Origin of the sequence: Endozoicomonas sp. 8E, from assembly GCF_032883915.1 — a bacterium.
GTDB lineage: Bacteria > Pseudomonadota > Gammaproteobacteria > Pseudomonadales > Endozoicomonadaceae > Endozoicomonas_A.
The window spans coordinates 1,152,799-1,175,641 of the sequence record NZ_CP120717.1 but is presented as its reverse complement, the minus strand read 5'-3'; the positions used below and the strand labels follow the sequence as shown (position 1 = coordinate 1,175,641).

General features: G+C 49.9%; 4 protein-coding genes. 3 read left to right on the top strand and 1 reads right to left on the bottom strand.

Annotation, left to right across the window (positions count from 1 at the left end; all coding sequences use genetic code 11):
- Window positions 1-7,458, top strand: a complete 7,458-nt coding sequence (locus tag P6910_RS04265; protein WP_317145045.1) for an AAA family ATPase — start codon at window positions 1-3, stop codon at window positions 7,456-7,458.
- Between the two features lie 141 nt (window positions 7,459-7,599).
- A complete protein-coding gene (locus P6910_RS04260; RefSeq protein WP_317145044.1) occupies window positions 7,600-15,288 on the top strand; it encodes an AAA family ATPase in 7,689 nt (2,562 codons plus the stop codon).
- A gap of 139 nt (window positions 15,289-15,427) precedes the next feature.
- Here the strand turns inward: P6910_RS04260 and P6910_RS04255 are convergent, their stop codons facing one another.
- Window positions 15,428-15,577, bottom strand: a complete 150-nt coding sequence (locus tag P6910_RS04255; RefSeq protein ID WP_317145043.1) for a hypothetical protein — start codon at window positions 15,575-15,577, stop codon at window positions 15,428-15,430.
- 70 nt (window positions 15,578-15,647) lie between these two features.
- Between P6910_RS04255 and P6910_RS04250 the strand changes: the two genes are divergently transcribed.
- Complete coding sequence (locus P6910_RS04250) at window positions 15,648-22,805, top strand: AAA family ATPase (RefSeq protein ID WP_317145042.1); 7,158 nt, start codon at window positions 15,648-15,650, stop codon at window positions 22,803-22,805.
- Window positions 22,806-22,843 lie beyond the last annotated feature (38 nt).

The window sequence follows — 22,843 nt, the reverse complement described above, 5'->3', positions numbered from 1 at the left end:
ATGGACGGTCAGATTGGTGAAAAAACAGACAGCCCTGCGCTTAAGAGGTACGTACCTGATGGAGCTGTGCCAGCCAGGCCATCATCGGAGGAAAAGGAAAAGGGCATAGAAATCTGCTACGAGGTGACGTCCAAACTAAAGACATCGCCCTCTTCGCTGGCAATGCCTGACAAAGCGAGAACTGTATCCTCAACGGATTCCTCACTGCAAAAAAATCCTCATGCCTTCGATTTTCGCTTTGTCGCCCATGATGATGAAGTTCGACAGCTTTTAATGGCCCGGACCGGCGATGAACGTCGGGACGTTACTCTTATTTCTCATCCCGATGACCTCTCACAGGCTAATCTGGTGACCCGGTTGAGCATTTCCGGCGACGGTCGCCACACTCTGCGTTCAGGTAAGCTCTTTGAAGGTTCAAAGCCATTAACCCTGGTGATAGATATCCGAAAACTCAGCGGCGAGGATTTGCCCAAATTTAACGATCTGCTGGACCCGGATAACCCCTGCCTGTACGACAAAGTCAGCCAGAAGAAACGCCCCCTGGGTGAGCATGTTTCTGTGCTGGTTGTGGCAGACCCTAAACAGTTGGCATCGGTTGGCAATCATGACGACGCTTCGGCGGCCGGCGCACCGGGCGCTGACTTTTGGCGGCGCATTAATCGACCAGGCAATACCTGGCAGTTCGAAGCTCGAATCAGCAATCACCCGTCGATGGCTATCAACAAGGTTCCTCAGGTTTTGGCTGAATTCCCCTCCAGCGAAAGTACTATAAACGACAATAATATTTTAATTAACTGTCACTTGCACAGTCACTGGCGACAGTTGCTGATGGGCGGTCCCGGAGTCGATAAACAGGGGCGAATCCAGCATATCCCCGGCAGGCTTGAGGGTTTGAAAGCCGGACAACGGGTCATTCTGAAAGGGGCCGACTGGCAGGATCTGATCTTTGAACAGACGATTCGACAGCTGCTGGCGCAACAGTGCTTTGAGAGCAATGGGAAGGTCTGTCAGTTACCCGACAATGTTCAGTTTTATCAGATGCCGGTTGGCAATGGCGAGCTTGGTTCACTGTTTCAAAGCCTGTCCTGCTCTGACAATGCATCAGGAAACCCGATCATCATTAACCAGAGTAATATCAGCGAATGGTTGAGCCCCACTGCCATTGCCCCGGAGGGTTATGCAATACCTAACACCTGTCTGTTGGAACAGGTTCAGGCAGGGGGTGTCGTCACCGTAACGTCGCCCCTCACTGAGGCACTCTGGTTTCGTTTGCTCGGTTCACTGCAGACGATTTGCAAGACAACCGGTCTGGAACCCAAACTTCAGGTGGTTCATTCTAAACAGCAGCCGGAAGCCCTGGGGTTGAATGAACACGACGAGCACCCATTGTCCGGACTACAAAAAAAAATCAGAGATCATGTCGCCGTCAATACCGCCACTTACCAGCAAAATGCCCAGGCAAATCACTGGATCAATCATCAGTCGGAAGCCCCTCTGGTCATTCAGGTCAGTGAACAGACCGGCTTCAACCAGCTATTTGATAATATCCATATCGCCTCGGAACAAAAGGCTCATTTTGGACGAAGTCAGAGTAAGCTGCAGAAGGCATTGACCGCTGGTAAGCCTGTTGTGCTTCTGGGACTGGAGACTAATCCAGCGCTTCAACAGCTTCTGGAACCCCTGATGGTTGGGCAACCTCTGTTGGTGAATGGTCAATTACAGGCCTACCCACAAGCTCATGTCACAATACTCTGTCGTGAGTCTTTGAAAAGCTCATCTTCAGTATTTAATTCGATGGTTTCCATGGGTAAGCCCTGCCCTGAAGTCGATCTTTGGGATATCAATGCCGACAAGCATGGTATCCCCCGGGCTGAGTTGCCAGAACAAGCCATTTATTCACTTTACGCAGCCTTTAAAACCGTACCTGGCAACCTTTGTAACCCTCTGCCTGAATTGACCGAAGGGTTATTGAATAACCTGATACTGGCTGCCCGGCGAGCACGGCAGGTGGACCAGTCCCTACAGTTTCTGCCCTGCCACTGGCGCAAGGCCATCAACAGCGTTATCACCCACGGCACCCGGCAGAATCCGTCAGTGCGTGATTTTATGAAAGTCGCTTGCTGGCACTTGTTACCGGACAAGGACCAAGCCGCCTCGGTAGACCCGGATCGTTTAAATGGCGTCATCAATAGTGCCCCGCGGCTGGATAGAGAGTTTGTGGAGCAGAACCCCTGGCAACTGGCCCGGGCCTTTGACCCGGCAGTGTTTAATGGAGACTTACAACTGTCCTATGACAATCCATTTCCAGAATGGGATGAACGAGCAGTCCCGGACAGTTTCTGTGCCATGATCCTGGCCCATGCTCCTGAAGAAACACAACAGGCAATGGCGAATCAGTTGGCAGTCGATCCAGCGGCAGCAGAACAATATCAATCGTTAGTCATCAGGCCATCAAGACAGATCAAACGTCTGCAAGACGCACTGGCCTCTGGCTGGCAGTTGCCTTTGCCACTGGGGCAGACCCGATCCGATGCCATTCAGGCTCTGGCCTCCGACTGTTTACACATTGCCAGAGGAGAATATGTCACAGAAAATCCTGACGCAGAACGCATTGAACGCATAGAAAATCGACTGTCTGATTCACTACGGCCGGGTTCTGCTTACAGGCCATTGTCAGCAATGGCCCGGGATCTTTATCACGGCAAAATGAGTCAGGAGGATCGTGAAAGCCGTCGACTATCCCGGCTTCATGACCGGCTTAAAGACTCTCCCGTTATATTCCTTGAGGGGGAAACCGGCACCGGGAAAAGCTACTTTTCCGCCAAAGTGGCAAAGGCTTCAGGACAGGCTGCAGTCATTTCTCTTGGACCTTCTGACAGCGAACAGACCCTGATGAAACGCTGGCAGTGGCAACAACACGCCGATGGCGACCGCTCTATGGTGCTGCAAAACCGGGCGTTGATGGAATGGGCCAACACTCCGACCGACAAGGATGGACACTTTGTCACTCTGGTTGTGGATGAAGCCAACCTGGCAAAAGCCGGATTGCTGGCATCATTGAACGGCCTGTGGGAACCGCAACCCTGCATTTACGTCAATGGTCATCCTGTCAAGGTCGGCCCGAAACACCGGGTGATTCTTACCGGCAACCCGGATCATTACTCCGGGCGCCAAATGGACCCGGCCCTGGAAGAGAAACTGCCCAGAGTTTACTATCCCCGGTTAGACCAGGCATTCCTTCTGGACAGAGTGGTGGAGCCCGCTCTGGTCAAGCATTTACAAGAGCATCTGCTGGAGCATCAAATAAACGACATTGCACACAGTGCCGCCAAGAGTGTGATGGCACTCTGGCAACATTATCAGGAGCTGCTGCCCGAGCATGAGTTTACCCCCAGGGATTTAACCGATATCTGCAGTTGGGTGGGTTGGTATCTGGATCGTGCCCTGCCCGCTCGCGGCAGTGTGACCTGTGAGCAAATAAACAGTTTGATCCAACACAGTTTTCGGGATGTACTGGGGCCTGAAATCACCGAAACTCATCAGGATGCCCTGTCAGCACTGGAAATCTGGTTTGCTGCCCGTTACCAATCGGAGAACACCCTGAGCGACAAAGTTCGTAACAAGACCCTGTCAGATATTCAGCAGACCTTCATTACAGTCAGCGAAAAAATCCGACCAGACTTTGATACCTCCGGATCGGCAGTCTGTGAGCTGGTACAACGGCTTGGACAGGATTTAAGCCGCTGTCAGCAGGCTTATCATTTCAACAGAAAACACGACGGTCGTCAGGCAACACTGATTGAGGGCCCGGCGGGACGAGGTAAAGATGCCACGCTGAACCTGGTGATTGAAACGGTTAAACAGCAGGCTGAGCAACAGGATGAATACATGCCGGATGTCTTTTACCTGAATGCCTGTGATTGTTCCTGGGATAAACTGTGTGAAAAGATCCAGAAGGCCAAAATTGAAGGCGGCATCGTGGTGATTTCAGAAATGAATCTGATCGACAGCCAGCACCTGGAAGGTGAGTTAAACGATATTCTGGCCGGTGAGGCCCATCCGGGTTTCCACCTGTTTGCCACCATCAACCCGCCTGAGTACAGTGGGCGAAAACCCTTATCACCAGCACTGAAAGGGCGTTTTCGGCATTTGCCGATCCGGCAGTACAACCCGGCAGAGTTACAGGGTATTGCCGAAAAAGTGTTGCCAGAGTCCTCAGAAGGGACATTCGTCGCTAAAATGCTAACAGAAAAACATTGTCTTTTAAGGGCTCACCTGCAACGCAAAAAACTGCCATTGCAACCGACCAGCCTTGATCTGCAGAATGTTGCCAGGGCTATCACCAGAGGTGGCGATTTTAGCGAAAAAGCCGTTCATCAATGCCTCAATCAGCACTACCGGCTTTACCTGATGGCTGCCAACCTGTCACTGGATGAACTGCCCAAATCTTCGGCTCTTGCCTTTGATAACGGTGAGCTTGATTCCGGCCTGTGCGAATGGTTCAACCGGACAGTACCGGACTTTGACCGTCCATGGCTGATTCGACGCAGTGATCGCAACAGTATTGATGAAAAAAACCACGAAGTTCGTTTCAACACTCTTTTGGATGAAGAGGACGCCAAAAAGGAAATCATCAAGAGGGTAGCTCAGGCAAAATGGCAGGCATCCGGTCTGTCCCTGAAGCCGGTTGAGTCCGAGGATATGCTCATCCAGGCACTATACCGACACTGGCAGCACCGCTGGTTTGATCGCCAGTTTGGCCGGGCAGGCGTAGACGCCAATAGTGTTTTTCCCATGACGGAAGAACAGAAACAAACGCTGAAACTATGGGCTTGCCAGCCTTACCTTCAGGAGGCTGATCGGCAGATAAGTGCATGGAATGCCCGTGACCTTCAAGGGTGGCCTGCATTCTGGAACCAGCTAAGTGATCTGACGACCCATCTGGTAGACGATTTTATTAACGACGCATCACAAGGTATACCACAAGTCCATGACAAACAGTCTCCGGCATTGGCTCAGAGAACAGACCATGAGCCACAACCTCATAGCCGGGCGTTGACTATTGACGGTGATAAGGCTCCTGAAAAATACCTTCCGGAAGACCTTGAGGAACAGGCCCCGGCATTAGACCGGGAAACGAACTATGAGGGTCTGCAGAAACCACAAATTGATGATTATATAATTTTTGATTTGCCGAACCATTTTACCGGGATTTATCGATGGTGGGCGTGGGATATTTATGTATCTGCTGAGGGTGAAGTCAAAGAGATCGATATCAGTCATCAGTTCATACAGGGGGCCGAAGTCCTAATACCTGCCCGGTTGCCAGAACAGGATCAGGAACTGACATTAGCCAGGGATCAAACGCTGGCAACCCTGGACATCTCATCCAACAATGGTCAATTTGTATTGCCCAGCCTGACAGTTAACGACTATATCGTGGCCCTGCGCACAGAACCCCATTTGCCATTCACCCTGATCAGGGATCGATATACCGGGCTTCACACACTCTCTGCTCCAGAGGCCAAAGCCGGCCAGAGTATCCGATTTGCTTATGTTGTAGAACACAGAAAAGCGGACCAAAAAACACCTGCCGGAGGAGCCTGCGCCGAACGGTCAACACGTTTTGACGCCAACTGCTCAGAAGGTATGAAAACAATACTGAAGGGACTGCTTGAGAACATTGACCAACAGCTACCCGAAATACAACTGCCTTTGCAGAGAATAAAAAACGCTAAAGACACGACTCAACGCATTGATGCAATCGGGGACTATTGCCGGGAGTTTTCCGGTGCTGCTATGCCCGGGCAAAATGTCAATTTTTTGCACTTCCTCATAACACAGCGGCAAGGCAGCTGTCGTCATCGTGTGCCTGTTTTTATCGCTTTTTGTCGTTATTTTGGTATTCCATGTCGGCAAATATCTAACCGTCACCACGCCTTTGCAGAGTGTTCTGTGGATGGAGGTCAAACCTGGGAGTCAGTGGACTTGGGCGGGTCGCCTGTCGAGGCAACTGAAATGCTGTCTGTCTTCCAGCCCGCCAGAAGGGTCAGCGGTTCCGGTACTGAGTCGAAGAAGATCGGTGATCTCCTGAAAGAGGCTGATTCAGCACAACGGCAGGCTTTGGCTGAGGCCATGGGTATAGGCCTTGAGGAATTGAACAAAGTCCTTGAGACAGGCAGTGCATTGCCAGCAACGAACCTGAGCACTTACAACACGGTATTGAATCTCTGGGCGAGAGGAGATTTAACCGGTTTTGCCATGGGTGTCTCAATGTTACTGGAGACAGAAGCATTGGGCTTTTTTGAGATGAAATTGATCGGTGAAGTGCCTGACAGTAAAAGTCCTTGCAGGCCAATGTCAGAGGCGGTCAAACAGATATTGTCCAAAAGTGATGACAATCAGGTCACTGAACAACTCAGGTTACTGCACTCAAAAATGATAAATCAGGCTGGGGCGGACCCTGAAGACTGGTTGAATTCAATAATGAATATATTGACAGAGAGTAACCTGGACAACCCTTCAGTTATTCACTTTGCCTATGAAGCCCTGAAATCGGGATGGCTGGATCCACTGCCGGACTACAAGAGCACTGTTATGGAAGCCATTGAACATCATCAGCTTTTGGTGCGTCTGGAAGGCGTCGATGAACTCAAGGCCAGAGCCGCCCAGTGTCTGAAAATGTGGTACAGGGGACTATTGTCCAGGGGAAAAAATAGCCTGGCATGGCAACGCAGTTATAAACGCTTCCAGCGGAAACATGGTGATAAGATGTTCGTCACTCATAGTCATGAAGGGTTTTCGCCACTGCTTGAAGAAAAAATGACCTGCGCATCCATTAAGACCGTCTGGACGGACGAACCTGAGGGCACTCCGAATATAGAAAAAATGTTGCTGCACCATCCTGCATTTGTGAAGTTAAACTCGGGCAAGGCAAACCACCGTCCGTTGATTATCCTGGGGCAACCTCACTGGTTCGGCGATGTGCTCTATGAAAAGATCGAAGCTCTGTTTCAAACAGCAGTTGGGAATGGCCCAAACTCGAAGCAGCTGTCGGAAAAAAACAAATTGGCCCACCTTGAATTATCTCCTGAGGATGCAGACTTTTTGAGTGATTCAAAAGTGAGATGGTTGCATGCGTTAATGCAGGCCTTCAGTCATTATCTTTACGAAGTGACACGCTCGAAAGGCGGTTGTTTAACCTATTGTTGGGGCGATGATGCCAACAGGCCGGAATATGGCGCTCATGACCCATCCTCACCAGAAGAGCTGTATGCCATGATTGCTTCTACTTTCAGCTCTTACTCTTTTGAGAACTCTGTTAAGGATGACTACTTACGGCAGGCACTCAACACCAGTAATGCTCTGATACTCAAACCCAATGAGCTGACAAAAATTGCTGATGAATTTTTGAGCACTATGAATTTAAATTCGCTTTGTGAGTCATTAAGCATGTGATCAAAGTTTGCTCAGGATGAGTTTTATAACTATTCAAAAAAAATCTCCTAACTATCCAAAGGGAACTTCCATCCTGTCTGAAGGTCAAATTATTGAGGAATTTTAATACAGGCCTGTCAGATAACAGGAGGAAGACTGACTATGGATGGTCGGATTGGCCCAGCTACAAACAAACACGCCCTTCATGATAACCCTCTTCATAGTGGCTTTGCAGCCAAGTTAGCAAAGCTGGATTTATTATCAGAGGCAAATAATGATGCAGGAATCTGCACTGAAGTAAGGCCCAAACTGAAGAGGTCGCCATCTTCGCAGAGGATGCCTGACAAAAAGAGAACCATCTCCTCAACGGATTCCTCGCGCCAAAAGGCGACTCATGCCTTCGATTTTCGTTTTGTCGACAGTGATGATGAAGTTCGTCGGCTTTTAGTTGCCCAGACCGGCGATGAACATCGGGATGTCACCCTTATTTCCCATCCCGATGACCTCTCACAGGCTAATCTGGTAAGCCGGTTGAGCATTGCCCCCGACGGTCGCCACACTCTGGGTTCTGGCAAGCTCTTTGAAGGTTCAAGGCCACTGACGCTGGTGATGGATGTCCGAAAACTCACCAGTGATGAACTGCCAAAGTTTAATGATCTGCTGGACCCGGATAACCCTTGCCTGTTCGACAAAGTCAGCCAGAAGAAACGCCCGCTGGGCGAGCATGTTTCTCTATTGGTTCTGGCAGACCCTGCCCAGCTGGCATCGGTTGGCCAGAGCGACAAGGCCCACGCGGTCGGCGCACCCGGAGCTGATTTCTGGCGACGCATTAATCGACCAGGAAATACCTGGCAGTTCGATGCACAGACCGGCGACGACCCATCGCTGGAGATCGACAAGGTTCCCCCGTTATTGACTGAACTCCCCTCTGCTGAAAGTGTTATGGATGACGACAATACCGTTTTAATTAACTGCCATTTACACAATCACTGGCGACACTTACTGCTGGGAGGCCCCGGCGTCGATAAACAGGGGCGAATCCAGCACGTCCCCGGCAAGCTTGAGTCATTAAGGGCCGGACAACGGGTCATTCTGAAAGGAGCCAACTGGCAGGATCTGGCCTTTGAACAGACGATTCGACAAATGCTGGCGCAGAAGTGCTTTGAGAGCAACGGGGAGATCTCTCCGTTACCCGACGATGTTCAGTTTTATCAGATGCCGGTAGGGAAGGACGAGCTTCATTCGCTGTTCCAGGGTCTGTCCCATTCTTTATCAGGCAACCCGATCATCATTAACCAGAGTAATATTGCCCAATGGCTCAGCCCGATTGCCATTGCCCCGGAGGGCTATGCAGTCCCCAACACCTGTCTGTTGGAACAGGTTCGGGCCGGTGGTGCCGTCACCGTAACGTCTCCCCTCAATGAGGCGCATTGGTTTCATTTGCTGGGCTCACTGCAGGCGATTCGCGAGGCAACCGGCCTTGAACCCGGACTTCAGGTGGCTCATTCAAAACAGCAGCCGAAAGCCCTGGGGTTGGAAGAAAACGATGAATACTCTCTGCCCGAGCCACAGGAAAAAGTCAGAGATCACTGTGCCTTTAACACGGTGACGTATCAGCAACATGCCCAGGCAAGTTATTGGATTAGTCATCAACCACAAGCACCTCTGGTCATTCAGATCAATGAACAAACCGGCCTCAGCGAGCTGTTTGATAATATCCACATCACCTCGGAAAAAAAGGCGCATTTTGGACGACGTCAGAGTGACTTGCAGAAGGCTTTAACCGCTGGCAAGCCGGTGGTATTCAGAGGGCTGGAAACTAACCCAAGGCTTCAGCAGCTTCTGGAACCCCTGGTTATCGGGCAACCTCTGTTGCTGAATGGCCAATTACAAACCTACCCACAGGCTCAAGTCACTGTACTCTGGCCCGGGCTTGTGAAAAGCCCCTCTTCAGTATTTAATTCGATGGTCGCCAAAGGTAAATCCTGTCCTGAGGTCGATCTCTGGGATCTCAATGCGGACAAGCATAAAATCTCCCGGTCTGAGCTGCCGGAACAGGCACTTGATGAACTCTACGAAGCCTTTAAAACGGTAGCCCACCTGTGTGACCCTTTGCCTGAAATAACCGAAGGGTTATTGAATAACCTGATACTGGCTGCCCGTCGAGTACAGCAGGTTGACCAGTCCTCACAGCTCCTGCCCTGCCACTGGCGCAAAGCCATCAATAGCGTTATCAGCCATGGTACCCGGAAGCATCCGTCCGCGCGTGATTTTATGAAAGTGGTCTGTTGGCACTTATTACCGGATATAACACCAGATGAGGATCAACCTCCCTCGGTAGACCCGGATCGGTTAACTGCCTTCATCAATAGTGCCCCGCAGTTGGATAGAGCGTTTGTGTATGAAAACCTGTGGCAACTGGCCAGAGCCTTTAACCCGGCGGTATTCAAGGCCGCTGGATTGATTAAAGGATTGAAACTGTCCTATGAAAATCCATTGCCATACAGAGATGCAAAAGAAATTCTGGACAGGCTTTGCGCCATAATCGCGGCCCATGTACCTGAAGAACAACGAGATGCTTTAGCGTTCCAGTTGCAAGTCGATCCGGCGGCAGCGAAGCCTTGGCAATCCTTAGCCATCAGGCCAACAGGACAGATTAAACGTTTGCAAGATGCGCTGGCTTCTGGCTGGCATTTACCTCTGTCACCAGGGCAGACCCGATCCGATGCTATTCAGACACTGGCCACTGATTGTTTTCATAGGGCCAGGACAGGGAATTCTGAGGCAGAACGCATTGAACGCATAGAAAGTCGGCTGTCTGAATCACTGAAATGGCAGGGTTCCGCTGATAAGCCCCTGTCAGCACTGGCCAAAGATCTTTGTCATGGCGAGATAGGTCAGAAGGATCGTGAAAGTCGTCGATTATCGCGACTCCATGACCGGCTCACAGATTCTCCCGTTATATTCCTGCAGGGAGAAACCGGCACCGGGAAAAGCTACTTTTCTGCCAAAATGGCGAAGGCTTCAGGGCAGGCTTCGGTGTTATCCCTTGGACCTTCTGACAGCGAACAGACCCTGATGAAACGATGGCAGTGGCAACAATACGCCGATGGCGACCGTTCTATGACACAGCAAAATCGGACGCTGATGGAATGGGCCAATATCAAATCCGACAAAGACGGAGACTGTGTTGGAAAAGACTACATTACCCTGGTTCTGGATGAAGCCAACCTCGCCAAAACCGGATTACTGGCATCATTGAACGGCTTATGGGAACCACAACCCTGCATTTACGTAAACGGTCATCCTGTCGAAGTCAGCCCAAAACACCGGGTGATTCTCACCGGTAACCCGGATCATTATGCCGGGCGCCAGCTCGACCCGGTCCTGAAAGAGAAATTGCCCAGAGCTTACTACCCACGTCTGGATCAGGCTTTCCTTCGCGACAGAGTGGTGGAACCGGCTCTGACCTATCAGTTACAACGACATCTGTCGGAGCCTGAAATAAACGACATTGCACGCATTACTGCCGAGAGCGTGATGGCACTGTGGCAATATTATCAGGAACTCTTGCCAGACCATGAGTTTACTCCCAGAGATTTAACGGATATCTGCAGTTGGGTGGGCTGGTATCTGGATCGTGCGCTGCCCGCAGGTGAGAATATTACCTGCAAGCAAGTGAACGGTTTGATCCAGCAAAGTTTTCGGGATCTTCTGGGTCCCGAAATCAACGAGACTCATCAGGATGCCCAGCAGGCACTGGAAATCTGGTTTGCTGCCCATTACGAAGTGGACAACACCCTGCGCGACAAAGTTCATAACCACACCCTGCCGTATATTCAGCGGGCCTTCGAAACATTCACCAAAGCAATCCGACCTGAGTTTGATACCTCCGGATCGGCAGTCAGTCAACTGGTGCAACAGCTTGGGCAGGATTTTAGTCGCTGTCAGCAGGCTTATCACCTAGACAGGAAACACGGCGGACGACAGGCGACGCTGATCGAAGGCCCGGTCGGGCGAGGTAAGGATGCTACGCTGAATATGCTGATCAAAAGTGTCAAACAGCAGGCTGAGCAACGGCAAGAATCCATGCCCAAGGTCTATCTCCTGAATGCCTGTGATTGTTCCTGGGACAAAGTGTGTGAAGTGATCCGGAAGGCAAAAGTGGAAGGCGGCATCGTGGTGATTTCGGAAATGAATCTGATCGACAGCCAGCACCTGGAAGGTGAGTTAAACGATATTCTGGCCGGTGACGCCCATCCGGGTTTCCACCTGTTTGCCACCATCAACCCGCCAGAGTACAGCGGGCGAAAACCCTTATCACCGGCGCTGAAAGGGCGTTTTCGACATTTGCCGATCCGGCAGTATAACCCTACCGAATTACAAACCATTGCCGAGAAAGTGTTGCCAGAGTCCTCAGAAGGGACATTCGTCGCTTACATGCTAACAGAAAAACATTGTCGTTTAAGGGCTTACCTGCAACGCAAAAAACTGCCGTTGCAGCCCACCAGCCTTGATTTACAGAATGTTGCCAGGGCTATCACCAGTGGTGGCGACTTTAGCGAAAAAGCCGTTCATCAATGCCTCAATCGACACTACCGACTTTATCTGATGGCTGCCAACATAACGCTGGAGAAACTGCCCAAGTCTTCGGCTCTTGCCATGGGGAAAAGTGAATTTAATTCCGGACTTTGCCGTTGGTTCCATGAAACGGTATCGGGCATTGATCGTCCGTGGTTGGTACGAAGCAGTCATCTCAATAGTGTTGATGAAACAAAACATGAAATCCGTGTTAACACTCAGCTGGATGAAAAGGAAGCCAGAACGGAGCTCATCAAGAGCCTGGCTCAGGCAAAGTGGCAGTCATCAGGCCTTCCCCTGAAGCCGAACGAGTCAGAAGATATTCTCACCGGAACACTGTACCGACGCTGGCAGCAACGCTGGTTTAGCAATCATTTTGGCCGGACGAACGTGGACGCTGACAGCGTATTTCCCCTGACGGAAGAACAGCAACAAACGCTGAAAATGTCAGCTAACCAGCCTTATCTTCAGGCCGCTGATCAGCTAATAAGGGCGTGGAAAGCCGATGAAGTTCAATGGTGGCCTGCGCTCTGGCATCAGATCAGTGATCTGCCGAACCATCTGGTAGACGATTTTATCAACGAAGCACCGGCTATTGGCGGTGATAAGGCTCCTGAACAAGACAAGCCACAAGTCCACGAGAAACAGGTCCCGGTACTGGATCAGAGAAAAAACCATGAGTCACAACCTGTTGACCAGACCTTGACTGTTCACGCTGATAAGGCGCCTGAAAAATACATTGTAGAAGCCTACGAGGAACAGGCTGAGACATTGGAACGAAGCACGAACTACGATAACCAGGAGAAGCCACACCTCGAAAAGCAAATAGTTTTTCGTACGGAGAACCCTTCTTCCCGGATGGATCGCTGGCGCGTATGGGATATTTACGTGTCTGCTCAAGGCGATGTCAAATGGATCAATACTGATGATCAACACATGCAGGGGGTCGAAGTTCTCATACCGGACCGGTTACCACAGCATGACCAGGAAGTGACATTGGCCAGAAACCAGACGCTGGCAACCATTAAGATGACATCAAACAATGGTCAATACACATTGCCGAGCCTGGCGCCTGACGACTGTATCGTGGCCCTGCGTACAAAACCCCATTCGTCGTTGACCCTGGTCAGGGATTGCTATACCGGGTTTCACACAGTGTTTATTCCAAACTCCGGAGCCAACCAGAGTATTGAATTTACTTATGTCGTAGAGTCCAGAGAAACGGGCAAAAAAACACCGGCTGAAGAAGTCCGAACAGCACAATCAACACGTTTTGACGTCCGCTGTTCAGACGCTATGAAAACAGTACTGAAGGGAGTGCTTGATAACATTGAGCAACAACCAACCGCAGTACAGGTGCCTTTGCAGAGGATAAAAAACGCTAAAAGCACGACGCAACGCATTGAGGCGATCAAGGACTATTGCCGGGAGTTTTCCTGTGATGCTTTGCCAGAGCACAATAAAAATTTCTTTCATTTCCTCGTAACACAGCGGCAAGGTAGCTGTTTACATCGTACGTCTGTCTTTGTTGCTTTTTGTCGTTATTTTGGCATTCCATGTCGGCAAATCACTAGCCGTACTCACGCCTTTGCCGAGTGTTCTCCGGATAGAGGCCAAACCTGGGCGTCAGCTGACTTTGGCGGAGCACCTTGCGAGTCAACTGAAATCATGCCTCAGTTCCAGCCTGTCAGAAGGGTCCATTGCTCTGGCAATGAGTCACGGCAGACCAGGGAGTTCCTGAAGAGTGTCCTGACAGATGCTGATTTAGCAGAACAGCAAATTCTGGTTGAAGCCTTTGGTATGAGCCTCGAGGAACTGAACAAAGCCTTTGAGACAGGCAGTGCGTTGCCAAAAAAAATTCCAGGTACTTTCGAAATAGTGAAGCACCTTTGGGAGGCAAAAGATTTGACCAGATTTTCCCTTGGCGTCTCAATGCTTCAGTCGCTGGAGACAGAAGCATTCGGCGAAGACGAGAAAGCATTGGTCGGTAAAGTCGTTGAAAACGGAGATCAATATAAACCGATGGCGGAGGCACTCAAAAAAATATTGTCCAGCAGTGATGAAGATCAGGTCAGTGAACAACTCAAGTCACTCCATTCAAAAATGATCGATCAGGTCGGAACACCTCCTGTACAGTGGTTGGGTTCAATAGTGGACGTACTGGCAAACAGTGATTTGACCCGTCCTGCAATTATTCACTTTGCCCGTGAAGCCCTGGAATCGGGTTGGCTGGATCCAGTGCTGACCTACAAGAGTGATGTGATAAAGGCCTCTGAACATCATGAACTATTGGTGCGTCTGGAAAGTGTCGATGAACTGAGCATTAACGCCGCTCATTGCCTGAAAAAGTGGTATGGTGCATTGATGTCCAGGGGAAAAAATAACCAACAATGGCAGCAGCAATATGAAAGCTTCCAAAAGAGAAAAGAGAAAACTCTCTTCGTCACTCATCATCATGACGGGCATTCGTCATTCCTTAAAAATAAAATTGCCAGTCCATGCGTAGAGATTGCCTGGACGGACAAACCAGAGGGCGTTCCGGATATAGAGCGAATATTGTTGCAACATCCTGCCTTTATGCAGTCAAACTCGGGCACGGGGAACCACCGTCCGGTGATTATTCTGGGGGAAACCTCCCCGATGAACAAAGTGATTAATGAAAAGGCCGAAGCCCTGTTTCAACGAAAACTTGACAACAGCCCGGACTTTAAGCAGATATTCGAAAAGGTCAATCAATATGAGGCAATGATAAAACGATACCGTGATGCTATTAAGGCAACGGATAGTAAGAAAGAAAAGCTTGATATCATGAGCAAGCTCCAATCCCTCCTGAAGTCCAATGTGGTCAAACCCAGGGAACAACATCTGCTGCCTCGCTATAAAGGAAAATGCGAGAAAGCAATTCAACAGGCCTTCATTCATTACTTGTATGGAATGACACATTCCAACGGTGGGAGCTTAACCTATTGTTGGGCCTATCCTTGCACCTGGAGGGAAAATAATGGCAGCTTTGGCGCTCTTGATCCATCCTCACCAAGAGAGCTGTATGCCATGATGTCTTCAATCGGGAACTCTGACTGGTCGCAGGACGCTATTAAGGATGACTACTTACGACATACACTTAACGCCAGTGATGCTCTGATTCTCAAAACCAGTGAGCTGACAAAAATTGCCGAAGAGTTTGTGAACAGCGTGAATTTGAATTCGCTTTATGACTTACTGGATACGACATTAGAGTCTGATTATGATGGGTTTTTTCGACTTTGGTGACTTCTAAACCAAATTAATAATCGTTTGATCATTATGAGCTTTTGAGGCCGCTGATTTCATTCAATAGTTACGGCTAAATCCAAATAGAACTTTCATCCATTTTGCAGGTCATAGAATTAAACAATTTCAATCTAGTCCTTCAAATGGCAGTTCGGAGATTAACTATGGATGGCCAGATTAAAGCAGAAATCAGCAAACCCTTTCCTGACAGTGAAGTGTCATGCAGTGGCGTGCCAACCACAGGAGCAAATCTGGCTTCGTCGTCAAAGAGTTTGGCTATTTGTTCCATGGTTACTCCCGAACTAACTAGATCTTCACCTCCAATTAACTTGCCTGACCAGGAGAGAACCGTATCCTTAATGGATTCGTCGCTCCAAAAGGCCCCTTATTGCTTCGATTTCCGTTTTGTTGCCAATGATGATGAGGTTCGACGGCTTTTAGTTGCCCAAACCTGCAATGAAAATCGGGACGTTATTCTTATTGCCCACCCCGATGACCTCTCACAGGCTAACCTGGTGAGCCGGTTTAGTATTGCCGACGATGGTCGCCACACTCTGGGTTCTGGCAAGCTCTTTGAAAGTTCAAAGCCACTGACGCTGGTGATGGATATCCGAAAACTCACCAGTGATGAATTGCCAAGATTTAACGATCTGCTGGACCCGGATAATCCCTGTCTATACGACCAGGTCAGCCAGAAGAAACGCCCTCTGGGCGAGCATGTTTCGCTATTGGTCCTGGCAGCCCCTGCCCAGCTGGCATCGGTGGGCCAGCTTGATGAGGCACCGGGGGCCGATGCACCGGGGGCCGACGCACCCGGTGCTGATTTCTGGCGGCGAGTGAATCGACCAGAAAATACCTGGCAGTTCGAGGCAAAGACTGGCAATGATCCATCGATGAAGATCGACAAAGTTCCTCCGGTATTGACTGAACTCCCCTACTCCGAACGCGCTATGGATGACAACAATACTGTTCTTATTGACTGTCACATGCACAGTCACTGGCGACAGTTGCTGCTGGGCGGCCCCGGAGTGGATCAACAGGGGCGAATCCGGCACATCCCCGGCAGGCTTGAATCACTGAGGGCCGGACATCGGGTGATTCTGAAAGGGGCCAACTGGCAGGATCTGGCCTTTGAACAAACGATTCGACAGATACTGGCGCAACAATACTTTGAGAGCAACGGGAAGGTCTGTCAGTTACCCGACGATGTTCGATTTTATCGGATGCCGGTGGGGAATGACGAGCTTCATTCACTGTTCCAAAGCCTGTCCCGCTCTCGCGACAAAAAAGGTTACAAAGAAGGCGACAAAGGACCTGATAACAAGCACGCATCATCAAGCCCGATCATCATTAACCAGAGTAATATCGCGGAATGGCTGAGCCCGATTGCCATTGCCCCGGGAGGTTATGTAGCTCCTAATACCTGTCTGTTGGAGCAAATTCGGGCGGGTGGTGCAGTTACAGTAACGTCCCCACTCACTGAGGCACTCTGGTTTCGTTTGCTGGGTTCACTGCAGACGATTCGCGAGACGACAGGTATGCAGCCTCGGCTTCAGTTAACTCATTCAAAACAGCAGCCGAAAGCTCTGGGCGTGTCAGAAAAGGATGAACATCCTCTGTTCAATGTTAGAGGTCAGTCTGGCTTTAGTGCAGTCAGTTATCAGCAACACGCCCAGGCCAGTCACTGGATCAATAGTCATCAGGAAGCACCTCTGGTCATTCAGGTCAATGACCAGACCCGCTTCAGCCAGCTCTTTGATAACATCTATATCACCTCGGAACAAAAGGCTCATTTTGGACGACGTCAGAGTGACTTGCAGAAGGCATTAAGCGCTGGCAAGCCGGTGGTATTCCGGGGACTCGACACTAATCCAAGGCTTCAGCAGATTCTGGAACCCCTGATGCTTGGGCAACCTCTGTTGGTCAATGGCCAATTACAGGCTTACCCACAGGCTCATGTCACTCTGCTCTGGCCTGAGTCCGCGAAGAGCGCCTCTTCAGTATTGCGTTCGATGATTACCAGGGGAAACCCTTGTCCTCAGGTCAATCTCTGGGATATCAATGCCCTCAAATATGATATCTCCCGCGCTGAACTGCCTGAACAGGCTCTGCACTCACTTTACGAAGCGTTTGAAACCGTACCTGCGCACCTGTGTAACCCTCTGCCGGAAATGACCGAAGGCCTGTTGAGTAACCTGATACTGGCTGCCCGGCAAGCACAGCAGGTTGACCGCGCCCTGCAGCTTCTGCCCTGCCACTGGCGCAAGGCCATCAACAGCGTCATCACCCATGGCACCCGGCAACATCTGTCCGTGCGTGATTTTATGAAAGTGGCTTGCTGGCATTTGTTGCCGGATAAGACGCCAGATAAGAATCAAACTGCCTCGGTAGACCCGGATCACTTAAATGACATCATTAACCGTTCTCTGCGGCTGAATAGAGCGTTTGTGGAGCAGAACCTCTGGCATCTGGCCAGAGCCTTTGACCCGGCAGTATTTAACGGAGAATTACAACTCTCCTATAAAAGTCCATTTCGACAGGGGGATAAAGAAGCTCTGGACAGGCTCTGTGCCATGATCGTTGCCCATGTGCCTGAACACCTTCGAGATGCAATGGCACATCAGTTGCAAGTCGGTCCGGAGGCAGCGGAGCAATATCAAGCGTTTGCCGTCAGGCCAGCAAGACAGATTAAACGTTTGCAAGATGCACTGGCTTGCGGTTGGCAATTGCCTTTGCCATCAGGACAAACCCGGTCCGATGCCATTCACGCACTGGCCTGCGATTGTTATCACATCGGCAGAACAACAAATTCCGAGGCAGCGGGCATTGAACGCATAAAACATCGACTGTCTGAATCACTGAAATGGACGGGCTCGACCGATAGGCCCTTGTCAGCACTGGCCCATGATCTTTATCACGGCGAGATGAGTCAGAAGGATCGTGAAAGTCGTCGGTTATACAGGCTCCATGACCGGCTTACGGACTCTCCCGTTATATTCCTTGAGGGAGAAACCGGCACCGGAAAAAGTTACTTTTCCGCCAAAATGGCAAGGGCTTCAGGACAGGCTGCGGTCATTTCCCTTGGACCTTCTGATAGCGAACAGACCCTGATGAAGTGCTGGCAGTGGCAAGAACACGACGCTGGTGACCGCTCTATGGCTCAGCAAAACCGGGCATTGATGGAATGGGCCAATACCGGATCCGACAAAGATGGAGGCTATGTCACATTGGTTCTGGATGAAGCCAACCTCGCCAAAGCCGAATTACTGGCGTCATTGAATGGCTTGTGGGAACCGAAACCCTGTATCTATGTGAACGGTCATCCTGTTCCGGTCAGCACAAAACACCGGGTAATTCTCACCGGTAACCCGGAACATTACGCCGGACGTCAGCTCGACCCGGCCCTGAAAGAGAAATTGCCCAGGGTTCACTACCCACGCTTAGACCTGGCTTTCCTCCGGGACAGAGTGGTGGAACCGGCTCTGATCAATCAGTTACAAAGGCATCAAATAAACGACATTGCACACAGTGCCACCAAGAGTGTGATGGCACTCTGGCGATATTATCCGGAACTCTTGCCCGAGCATGAGTTCACCCCCAGAGATTTAACGGATATCTGCAGTTGGGTGGGCTGGTATCTGGATCGTGCGTTATCCAAAGGAGACAGTGTTAGTTGTGAGCAAGTGAACAGTTTGATCCAACAAAGTTTCCGGGATCTACTGGGTACCGAAATCAGCGAGGCTCATCAGGATGCCCTGGCGGCACTGGAAATCTGGTTTGCCGCCCGTTACCCACTGGACAACACCCTGAGCGACAATGTTCGTATAAAGAACATGAAGGATATACAGCAGCCCTTCATGCAATTCACCGAAAAAAACCGACCTGAGTTTGATACCTCAGTATCGGCAGTCATTGATCTGGTGCAACGTCTGGGACAGGATTTAAGCCGCTGTCAGCAGGCTTATCATCGCAAGATAAAACACGACGGTCGTCAGGCGACGCTAATTGAAGGCCCGGCTGGACGGGGTAAGGATGTCACGCTGAACCTGATGATTGAAAGTGTCAGACAGCAGGCTGAGCAACGGGGAGAATCCATGCCGGACGTCTTTCTCCTGAATGCCTGTGATTGTTCCTGGGACAAAGTGTGTGAAGCGATCCGGAAGGCAAAAATGGCAGGCGGCATCGTGGTGATTTCGGAAATGAATCTGATCGACAGCCAGCATCTGGAAGGTGAGTTAAACGATATTCTGGCCGGTGATGCCCATCCGGGTTTCCATCTCTTCGCCACCATCAACCCGCCTGAGAACAGCGGGCGAAAACCCTTATCACCGGCGCTGAAAGGACGTTTCAGACATTTGCCGATCCGCCAGTATAACCAGACCGAATTGCAGACCATTGCCGAAAAAGTGTTGCCACAGACCACGGAGGGGAAATTCGCAGCTGAAAAGCTGACTCAGCTGCATTGTCGATTGAGGGCCGACCTGCAACGAAAAAACCTGCCGTTACAGCCCACCAGCCGTGATTTACAGAATGTCGCCAGGGCTGTTGCCAGAGGGGGCGATTTTAGTGACAACGGACTTCATCAATACCTCAATCAGCACTATCGGCTTTACCTGATGACCGCCAACCTATCACTGGACAAACTGCCAGAGTCATCAACTCTTGCCATGGGTAAAGGAGTGTTTGATTCCGGACTTTGCGAATGGTTCAACCAAACAGTACCCAACATTGATCGTCCGTGGATGATACGACTCAGTCACCTCGACAGTATCGATGAAAAAAACCATGAAATTCGTATTAAGGCTCGTCCGAGCAAAGAGGAAGTCAAAGCGGAAATCATCAAAAGGGTGGCTCAGGCCAGATGGCGGGCATCCGGTCTTCCCCTGAAGCCGGACCAGTCGCACGATATTCTCACCCGGGCACTCTACCGATACTGGCAGAAAAGCTGGTTTGATCGTCAGTTTGGTCGCTCGGGCGTGGACGCCAATAGTGTATTTCCCCTGACGAAAGAAGAGAAACAAACACTGAAAATGCCAGCTAATCAATCTTATCTTCGGGAGGCTGACCAGCAGATAAGCACGTGGAATTCCAATGCCGTTCAATGGTGGCCTGCGTTCTGGCATCAGATGAGTGCGCAACCGGACCATCGGGCTGACGATTGTGAAAAATACAACCCACAAGCCTTCGAGAAACAGTCTGAGGTATTGGACTGGAACACTGACTATGAGAACCAGAAGAAGCCTGTCGTTGACGACTATAAAGTTTTTAATACGCAAACGCCCCCTTCCCGGATGTATCGCTGGTGGGCAAAGGATATTTATGTGACTCCTGAGGGTGACATCAAACTGATCGAGATCAGTGATAAACACATTCAAAGGGTCGAAGCCCTGATGCCTGAGCGATTGCCGGGGCAAGGTCAGGAAGTGAGATTAGCCAGCAATCAAACGTTGGCAACCCTGAAGATGTCATCGAAGAATGGTCAATATCCATTGCCCAGCCTGACGCCTGAGGATTACATCGTAGCCCTGCGTATCGAGCCCGATTTGGCATTCACCCTGATCAGGGACCGATACACCGGGCTTCACTTATTGACTATTCCAGAGGCAAAAGCCAAGCAGAGTATTCAGGTGGCTTATGTCGTAGAACCCGACAAAAAAACACCGACTAAAGGCGCCCGACCAGAACGATCAATACTTTTTGACCACAGTTGTTCAGAAGGTATGACAACAGTACTGGACAAATTGTTTAAGACCACTGGCGAACAAACATCCGAAGTAAAGGTGCTTTTGGAGACAATAAAAGACACTAAAAACACGGCGCAACGCATTGAGGCGATCAAGGACTATTGCCAACAGTTTTCCGGTAAGGCTATATCGGAGCCTGGTAAGAATTTCTTTGAATTTCTGGTAACACAGCGGCAAGGTAGATGTTGCCATCGTGTGCCAGTTTTTATTGCTTTTTGTCGTTATTTCGGGATTCCATGTCGGCAAATTAATAGCCGCACCCATAGCTTTGCCGAGTACTCCGTGGATGACCGCCAAACCTGGAATTCAGTGAATTTGGGCGGGGCGCCTACAGAGCGAAAAGAAATCAAACCTGCATTCCAGCCCCACAGTAAGTTTCCCGGTTCCAACACTGCATTAAAGCAGATTAAGAATCTCCTGAAAGGGGCTGATTCAGCACAACTGCAAACTCTGGCCAAAGCCTGTGGCATAAGCCTTGAGGAACTGAAAAAGGCCCTTGAGACAAACAGTGTATTGCCAGAAACCGATCTAAGTATTTCCCAAATAGTAAATAACCTTTGGAAGGCAAAAAATTTAACCGCCTTTTCCATGGGCATCTCAGTGATTGAGTCATTGGGAACAGAAGTATTGGTCTCTTACGAGGAGGCATTTAAATGGATAGCGGAGGCAGTCATAAAAATATTGTCCAACAGTGATGAAGATAAGGTCACTGAACCGCTAAAGTTACTCCATTCAAAATTGATTGAGCAGGCCGGAGTAACTCATGACAAGTGGCTGCTTGCAATAGTATTTGTACTGGAGCGCAGCGACTTGACCAAGCCTTCGGTTCTTCAATTTGCGCGTAAAGCCATGGCATTGAATTGGCTGTATCCAGTGCCGTTCTCACAAAGCCATTTAGAATGGGCCCATAATCATCATGAGCTATTGGCGCGTCTGGAAGACATCGATAAACTGAAGGTTGAAGCCGCCCGTTGTCTGAAAAAGTGGTATGAGCATTTTTTGTCCAGGGAAAAAAATAGTCAGTCGTTTCGGCTGCCCCATAAAAGACTTCGGGAGAAAGAAGGCAGCATCTTTTTCATCACTGATTCTCATGATGGTTTTTCGCCATTTTTGGAGGATAACATTGTCAGCTCATCTATACGGACCGCCTGGACGGATCAACCCGGGGGCATTCCGAATATAGAACGAATGCTGTTGCACCATCCTGCGTTTGTACAGTTAAACACAGGCAAGGATAACCACCGTCCGGTGATTATCCTGGGGCAACCTGACTGGTACAGAGCAGAGCTTAATGAAATGACCGATGTCCTGTTTCAACGAAAAGTTAAGAACAGCCCTAAACTGCAGCAATCGTTGAAAAAAATGAGGCCAGAGTCCGTTGAGGTGCAGTCAGAAGACCAAAAGCTTTTGGATGATTTAAAAAACAAATGCATGAGCGCGATTCTGCAAGCCTTCACTTATTACCTGTATCAAGTGACACACTTGAAAGGCGGTTGTTTAAGTTTTTGTTGGGGCGATGCCTGTGTCGCGGAATCCGAGAATCGGGGCTACTATGGCGCTCATGATCCATCTTCACCAGAGATGCTGTTTGCCATGATGTGTAATATTGACAGCTCTGTTTTGTTTCAGAAGTCTGTTAAGGATGCCTACTTAATGCGGGCACAAAAAGTCAATAATGCCCTGATACTCAAATCCCGGGAGATGACAACCATTCTCGAAGAGTTTTTGAGCAGCGTGAATTTGAATTCGATTTATGGGTCATTGGATAGTTGATGAGCGTTAGACCATGATGTGTTTTTCAAGATCATTGA

Excerpts from the sequence above, each read along its gene's own strand:
- P6910_RS04265 (WP_317145045.1), top strand. The coding sequence starts at position 1 with ATGGACGGTCAGATTGGTGAAAAAACAGACAGCCCTGCGCTTAAGAGG.
- P6910_RS04260 (WP_317145044.1), top strand. The coding sequence starts at position 7,600 with ATGGATGGTCGGATTGGCCCAGCTACAAACAAACACGCCCTTCATGAT.
- P6910_RS04255 (WP_317145043.1), bottom strand. The coding sequence starts at position 15,577 with ATGGAACAAATAGCCAAACTCTTTGACGACGAAGCCAGATTTGCTCCT.
- P6910_RS04250 (WP_317145042.1), top strand. The coding sequence starts at position 15,648 with ATGGATTCGTCGCTCCAAAAGGCCCCTTATTGCTTCGATTTCCGTTTT.